Annotated in this window: 6 protein-coding genes and 4 tRNA genes; all 10 read right to left on the bottom strand. The window is 37.5% G+C overall.

Annotated elements, in window-relative coordinates; genetic code table 11:
- Positions 1-5: 5 nt before the first annotated feature.
- On the bottom strand, positions 6-1,196 hold the full coding sequence (gene tuf, locus AC5YC8_RS12045; protein WP_496118052.1) for an elongation factor Tu: 1,191 nt from the start codon (positions 1,194-1,196) through the stop codon (positions 6-8).
- Positions 1,197-1,347: 151 nt separating this feature from the next.
- A tRNA-Thr gene (locus AC5YC8_RS12040) sits at positions 1,348-1,422 on the bottom strand.
- A gap of 15 nt (positions 1,423-1,437) precedes the next feature.
- Positions 1,438-1,513 (bottom strand) — tRNA-Gly (locus AC5YC8_RS12035).
- Between the two features lie 37 nt (positions 1,514-1,550).
- Positions 1,551-1,634: transfer RNA gene (locus tag AC5YC8_RS12030), tRNA-Tyr, on the bottom strand.
- A 55-nt stretch (positions 1,635-1,689) separates the two neighbouring features.
- Positions 1,690-1,765: transfer RNA gene (locus tag AC5YC8_RS12025), tRNA-Thr, on the bottom strand.
- A gap of 98 nt (positions 1,766-1,863) precedes the next feature.
- Complete coding sequence (gene trpE, locus AC5YC8_RS12020) at positions 1,864-3,357, bottom strand: anthranilate synthase component I (protein ID WP_496164694.1); 1,494 nt, start codon at positions 3,355-3,357, stop codon at positions 1,864-1,866.
- Between the two features lie 124 nt (positions 3,358-3,481).
- A complete protein-coding gene (locus AC5YC8_RS12015) occupies positions 3,482-4,150 on the bottom strand; it encodes an HAD-IA family hydrolase (RefSeq protein WP_496118056.1) in 669 nt (222 codons plus the stop codon).
- 62 nt (positions 4,151-4,212) lie between these two features.
- Positions 4,213-4,938 carry an FHA domain-containing protein gene (locus AC5YC8_RS12010; RefSeq protein WP_496164692.1) on the bottom strand — a complete coding sequence of 242 codons (726 nt, stop codon included), beginning with the start codon at positions 4,936-4,938 and terminating at the stop codon, positions 4,213-4,215.
- 168 nt (positions 4,939-5,106) lie between these two features.
- Entirely contained in the window at positions 5,107-5,433 is a 327-nt protein-coding gene (locus AC5YC8_RS12005) for an H-NS histone family protein (RefSeq protein WP_496164697.1), read from the bottom strand.
- A gap of 458 nt (positions 5,434-5,891) precedes the next feature.
- Positions 5,892-7,085, bottom strand: a complete 1,194-nt coding sequence (locus AC5YC8_RS12000) for a heme biosynthesis protein HemY (protein WP_496164691.1) — start codon at positions 7,083-7,085, stop codon at positions 5,892-5,894.
- Position 7,086: the final 1 nt, after the last annotated feature.

Below are 7,086 nucleotides of genomic sequence, written 5' to 3'. Positions count from 1 at the left end.
AGCGATTATGCAGTTACTTTAGCAACTACACCAGCACCAACTGTACGACCACCTTCACGGATCGCAAAACGTAGACCTGGGTCCATTGCGATTGGGTGGATTAATTCTACTGACATTTCTACGTTGTCACCAGGCATAACCATTTCTACGCCGTCTTGAAGAGCGATAGCGCCAGTTACGTCAGTTGTACGGAAGTAGAACTGTGGACGGTAACCGTTAAGGAATGGAGTATGACGACCACCTTCTTCTTTAGAAAGTACATATACTTCTGCGTCGAATTTAGTATGCGGCTTGATTGCACCTGGTTTAGCAAGTACTTGACCACGTTGAACGTCTTCACGCTTAGTACCACGTAGAAGAACACCACAGTTCTCGCCCGCACGACCTTCATCAAGAAGTTTACGGAACATTTCTACGCCAGTTACAGTTGTTTTAACTGTATCTTTAATACCAACGATTTCAACTTCTTCACCAACACGTACGATACCAGTCTCAACACGGCCAGTTACTACTGTACCACGACCTGAGATAGAGAATACGTCTTCGATTGGCATAAGGAATGGAAGATCGATAGCACGCTCTGGCTCTGGGATATAAGTATCAAGAGCTTCAACAAGAGCAACAACTGCATCTTCACCGAACTGACCAGCTTCACCATTAAGCGCAGCAAGAGCAGAACCACGGATAACTGGAGTGTCATCACCTGGGAAGTCATAAGTAGAAAGAAGTTCACGAACTTCCATTTCTACTAATTCAAGTAATTCTTCGTCATCAACAAGGTCGCATTTGTTTAAGAATACAACGATGTATGGAACACCTACTTGGCGAGAAAGAAGGATGTGTTCACGAGTTTGTGGCATTGGACCATCAGTCGCAGCACATACAAGGATCGCGCCATCCATTTGAGCAGCACCAGTAATCATGTTTTTAACATAATCGGCGTGGCCCGGGCAGTCTACGTGAGCGTAGTGACGAATTGGAGAATCGTATTCTACGTGTGAAGTATTAATTGTAATACCACGTGCTTTTTCTTCAGGTGCAGAGTCAATTGCAGCGTAGTCTTTCGCTTCGCCACCAAATTTCTTAGCACATACAGTTGCAATTGCAGCTGTTAAAGTAGTTTTACCATGGTCAACGTGACCAATTGTGCCCACGTTAACGTGTGGCTTATTACGTTCAAACTTAGCCTTAGCCATTTTTCATCTTCCTCGTTTACGTCGAACACAATTCTGAGAGAAACCCAGCTTCGACATATCGTCTAAAAAAGTAAATACCCAATACTCGAAAAGCAGACTAATAAGCCTGCTTTTTAAAAAATTCTGTGCAACAAAGTTGCTAAACTGTATCTGGAGCTCTTATCGAGATTTGAACTCGAGACCTCTCCCTTACCAAGGGAGTGCTCTACCACTGAGCTATAAGAGCAAACAAATGCTTCAATGGAGCGGGAGACGAGGGTCGAACTCGCGACATGCAGCTTGGAAGGCTGCCGCTCTACCAACTGAGCTACTCCCGCACGATGTTGGTACAAACCACTTATTGAAGTCTTAAATTGGTGGTGAGGGAAGGATTCGAACCTTCGAAACTTTCGTAGCGGAGTTACAGTCCGCCCCCTTTGACCGCTCGGGAACCTCACCATTTACACTTACTTTCAGTGTTGTTCTTTACTCAACTTACTCAAAACTTCTAAGATGGTGCCGGCACACGGATTCGAACTGTGGACCTACTGATTACAAGTCAGTTGCTCTACCAACTGAGCTATGCCGGCGTTTCTTAGTGTTTCGTACGTTTCGTATCGGAACGGTGTGCAGTTTAGCAAAACTTTGAATCCGTGCAAGTGTTTTTTTCAAAAAAAACGTCAAAAACTCATAAAATCAATCCATTTGATGATAATTCAACCGCTTTGATCACTGCGCGAGCTTTTATTTGCGTTTCTTGCCACTCAGATTCAGGATTTGAGTCTGCAACTAACCCCGCTCCTGCTTGAACAAATACCTTATTTTCACGAATTACACATGTTCTAATCGCAATAGACATGTCCATTTCGCCATGCCAGCCTAAATAACCAACAGCTCCACCAAAAATTCCACGTTTTACAGGTTCAACTTCGTCAATAATTTCCATTGCTCGAATTTTTGGCGCCCCAGAAAGTGTTCCTGCAGGAAATGTTGCTTTAAATACATCTAAAGCATCAACATCATCTCGAACCTCGCCCTGAACATTTGACACAATGTGCATGACATGTGAATAACGCTCAATCACCATTTTATCTGTAACTTGCACTTTACCAATTTTAGCAATACGACCGACATCATTTCGCCCAAGATCTATAAGCATAAGATGTTCTGCTATTTCTTTTTCGTCTGACAATAAATCTTGTTCAAGTGCTAGATCTTCTTCTTTGGTTTTGCCACGTGGTCGTGTACCCGCCAATGGACGAACTGTTGCAATACCATTTTCTAAACGTGACAAAATTTCAGGAGATGAACCTACAATATGAAATGGTTTTTTGTTTTCTAATGTTCTGCCTTGCACCAAGAATAAATAAGGCGACGGATTCAAATGTCTTAATGCGCGATAAACTTGCAATGGCTCACCATCAAAGTCAGATACCATACGATGCCCTGGTACAACTTGCATTACATCGCCTGCACGAATGTATTCTTTTACTGTCTCAATAGACTCTAAATATTTTTCTTTACCTGTAAGCGACTCAAAATGTGGCGCTGTGTGTTTTTCTGCTTTTAAGCGCACTGGTGTAGCAAGAAGCTCTTCTAAAGCATCTAGCTGAGCTTGTGCCTTCGCATAAGCTTCATCATCATTCACATCTGCATGAACAATTAAGAATAAGGTATCTTTCAAATTATCAAAAACAATCACTGTTTTCGACAGCATCATCCAAATATCTGGTAAACCCACAGGATCTGCATCAGGAATATTATTTAAACGCGGTTCGATATAACGAACAGAGTCGTATCCGAAATATCCAACTAAGCCGCCTGTAAAATTTGGTAGTGCAGGTAAATCTTTTTGCGTAGGTACTTTATATTGTGCTTGGAAATCTCGGATATATTGAAATGGATCTGCACAATCTTGTTTTACAATACTTCCATCGGCTTGTTGAATGGTAAGTTGACCTTCGTTGCATGAAAAAACCGTTGACTCGCCCAAACCAATAATAGAATAGCGCGCCCAGTTTTCCCCACCCTCTACAGATTCAAAGAGATAAGCCTGTTCATGAGACTTTAAACGCGCAAATACAGAAAGCGGAGTTTCTGTATCAGCTAACCGTTGACGATATACAGGAATAAGATTATAGCCAGCATCTTTCAAAAGACTAAATTGAGTTTGAGTAGTCATGTTGTTTTCTCTAATAAATTTCGTATTGGACGTTGTTCAGTTCATTCAGTGTCATTGGACTGAGCTTCGCCATCGAAAAACCACACATGTACTCATTTTCAATATTCCTTCATTTAACTTTGTTTTATGCAATCAACTCTCTAAGATCATCAACAACCTGTTGGGGCTGACAATCTAAAATATTTTCACCATGATTATAGCCATAGCTAAGTACAATACAATCTACTCCCGCACGGCGCGCAGCTTCCACATCATTACTAGAATCGCCAATCATTAAAACTTGTTCTTTCTCAACATTATAAGCTTCTACACAATGAAGTAATTGTTTTGGATGTGGTTTACGTTCTGAAAATCGATCACCTCCAATCACATCGTCAAAATAATGATCTAGTGCTAACTCTTTAATAATTGCACGCGCTGGCTGTTCAGGTTTATTTGTCACACAAATGAGTTTTTTATGATGTGCAGCACCCCAATCTAAAAATTCCACCACCCCATCAAATGGTAAAGTTTCAACGCAAGGTTCCGCATTATAAATTTTTAAAAATGTTGCTAGTAATTGTTCATGCTGAACTGGATCAACCCGCCCAATAATATGTCTTAAAACACTTTCACAAAAAAGTGATGTACCCTTACCCACCCAAACGCGAACTTGCTCTTCAGTCACAAGTGGTAAACTCAACTCACTTAAACTCAAGTTCATTGCTCGATAAAGATCTGAAGCAGAGTCAACTAAAGTACCATCTAAATCAAATAAAATAACTTCTCGAGCATTAAGCTTTGCTACTGACATTTTGACTCCGCAATAAAAAAAGGCATGCGATTGCATGCCTTCGATTGTATGCTAAACCAACATTATTTAAACATTACAAATGCAATTATTGCCAAAATAACAAGAACAATTACAGCAATTAAGCCAACAGAAGCATTTTTTTGCGCTTCTCTTTCTTGTTCAACACATACTGCAGGAATTTCAACTTCACACTCTTCATGCTTTATAGGTGCACTTAAATCTACACCCTCAGGAATTGGAGCAGGCTTTGGAATACCAACATTTGTCGGCATACCTTCTTTTGTAACTTGAACACTTGCATCACGCGCTTTCAAATCAGGCATACCCTGTGCATTCATTTGCTGTGCAGGTGTGAGCTCTTCTTGCTTAGCCGCTGTCTCAGATGTCGCAATTGCTTCTGATGGCTGTTGAATAGGATTTATTACCTCTTCTTTATCTGCCACTACAACGGGTTGAAGCTCCACATTCGATAAAGCTACTGGCATTTCAATTTGTTGCTCAACTCGCAACACCACAAACTTTAAACCCGCAAATTGAACAACATCACTCTCTTTTAAAAGAGCTTCAGCATCAATACGTATTTCATTTACAAAAGTCCCATTCGATGACTTTAAGTCTTGAAGCCAAAGTTCATTATTCTTTAGTAAGAATGCAGCATGTTTACGCGAAATTTCTGAAGATTGTAAAAGCACATCTGAATCTTGATGACGCCCTACCAACATATCACGGTCAATGAGGATCTCTTGTCCTGTGAACTCACCTGTAATGGCCTGTAATTTCCAAGTCATAAAAAGCTACTCAATAGTGATTTTGCATAATCATATCATGACGCATCATTAAAATAATTTTAGGTTTTATAAACTCAATACAATTTAAAACCATCAAGAATAAAAAAAGCCAAGCTTATACACTTGGCTTTAAAAATAAACTTAATACAACAAGTACTGAACTAAAAATTAGATAAGAAAATCTTCCAATTTTGCACCTTTTTCAAGTTGTGCAACTAACCAGCGTGGTTGTTTACCACGACCTGTCCACGTTTCAGCTGTGTTGCCTTTATTACGATATCTTGGCTCTACAGCTTTACGAGTACCTTTCTTACGCTTAGCAGAACCAAACTCAAGGATTTGATCTACAGATAATCCAACATCTTCAGCAATTGCTAAAATTTGATTATATGCATCTTCTATTGCTTGATCTTTTTTAGATGCAATTAAAGCTTCAGCTTCTAGTTGTAAACGCTTTAACTCTTCAACCGACATATTACTAATATCTGGCATTATAGACTCCAATTTTCACATATTTATTTTATGATTAACCCTTATATGATATTTATATAAACTAATTTTTTCAATAATAAATTTCAATTCAACACAATTTAAAATAATTTATTATATTGTGCTTGCCATACTATTAATGTGATTAATCTCATTTTTAGTTTTAAACTCTTGTCTTTAATATCTTTTCAATCACTCCTTTCAATCTTATTTATGGCATCTAAAACCATATTTAAATATTCTCACACACAACAAGATTATTATTTTATATAGACTATGCATCAATAATAAAAATATAGCTTTTTAAAACCAATAATATAAATGAAAACAACTTACTTTAATTTCCAAAAAATACAGCCTAAATATGCACTTAAAAATTTAAAAAATACGTTTCACTCATCATAAAAATCAAAATTAAACTATTGCCTATAAATACTTGATAGATTTTACACTTTAGATTCTTTTTATATTTTAATAACCAAGTGATTTGCATTATTTTCAAAAATCAAATTTAGCTGTTGTACTAAGTGATCTTGATCTTTTAAGGTTGATTTAATTCGTAAATAATTCATTAATATATGGTCTGGATAAAGTGCTAACAATTGTTCTGCTTCAGCAAAACGACCTTGCTCTTGATAAACATGCCACTTAACAAAACTAAGTATAGGTAAAGCAGGATATTTAGCTTCCCAATAATCAATTTTTTGCTCTATTTTTGCATAATCAGGATTTTGTTTAAGTACCTGCTGCTGGAACCATAAATAAAAGACATCTTGATCAAACTGAATTCCAAGTAAATATTCTGCCAACTGTTCGTGCTGCTCACTTAGCTCAGGCAAACGAGAAAGCACCTTTAACCAAAGTACATTTACCTCATAATCCTTATCTGTAATATTACTTGAAAGAGCCAAATAGCGCTGTTGTAAATCTTTCAGATTATCCAAACTTGCTTGATCAAACTGTTCAAGCAAGCGTTTTAACCAATTCACTTTTTTATCAATATTTAAATGACCGTATTTTGTTGAACGTAAATAATCCCACGGAAATGCAACAGCAAAAGCCCCCCACAAATCTTGTAAAGTTTGCTCATAAGAGTTTTTAACGTCATTTAACCATGGCGACAATTCGTGCTGATTTAAAAACTCAAGATGTGTTAATGCTTTCTCTGCATCATTTTGGGCTAAATAAATACGTATTCGTTGAATTTCTGCTAGCTCAAATGCCATTGCATTCGTTTGCTCTAAAGATGTCAGCGCTTGTGACAAATGACCTTGTGCATATTCAAGCTGAGCATTAATTACACCTTGCAATAAACCTGAATTTGAAAATACAGTTTGAATAAAGTCTTTTTGATCTATTTCTGCATCTAGTAGTGAAATTACAGCCAGTTGCTCATAAGGATGCAAGTTTTTAAAATCAAATATCACTTCACTTTTACGCTTTTCACGCATGAAGTATTTTTTACTGATCACCCATAATGTTTGAATAATTAAACTCGTTAAAATAGTTAAAAAGAAAATAACCCATGTATTGGTCTGGATTTGTAAATCACGCCAATAAATATAAACATAACCTGCCCCATAACCATAATTTAACAGGCTTAAAATGGCAGTAAAAATGAGGATAATCAGTGCATAAGCAAGAACAACTGTTTTCATA

The organism is Acinetobacter sp. FY731, from assembly GCF_059515905.1.
The sequence above is the reverse complement of the archived record's forward strand: the minus strand, read 5'-3'. Positions and strand labels throughout refer to the sequence as shown.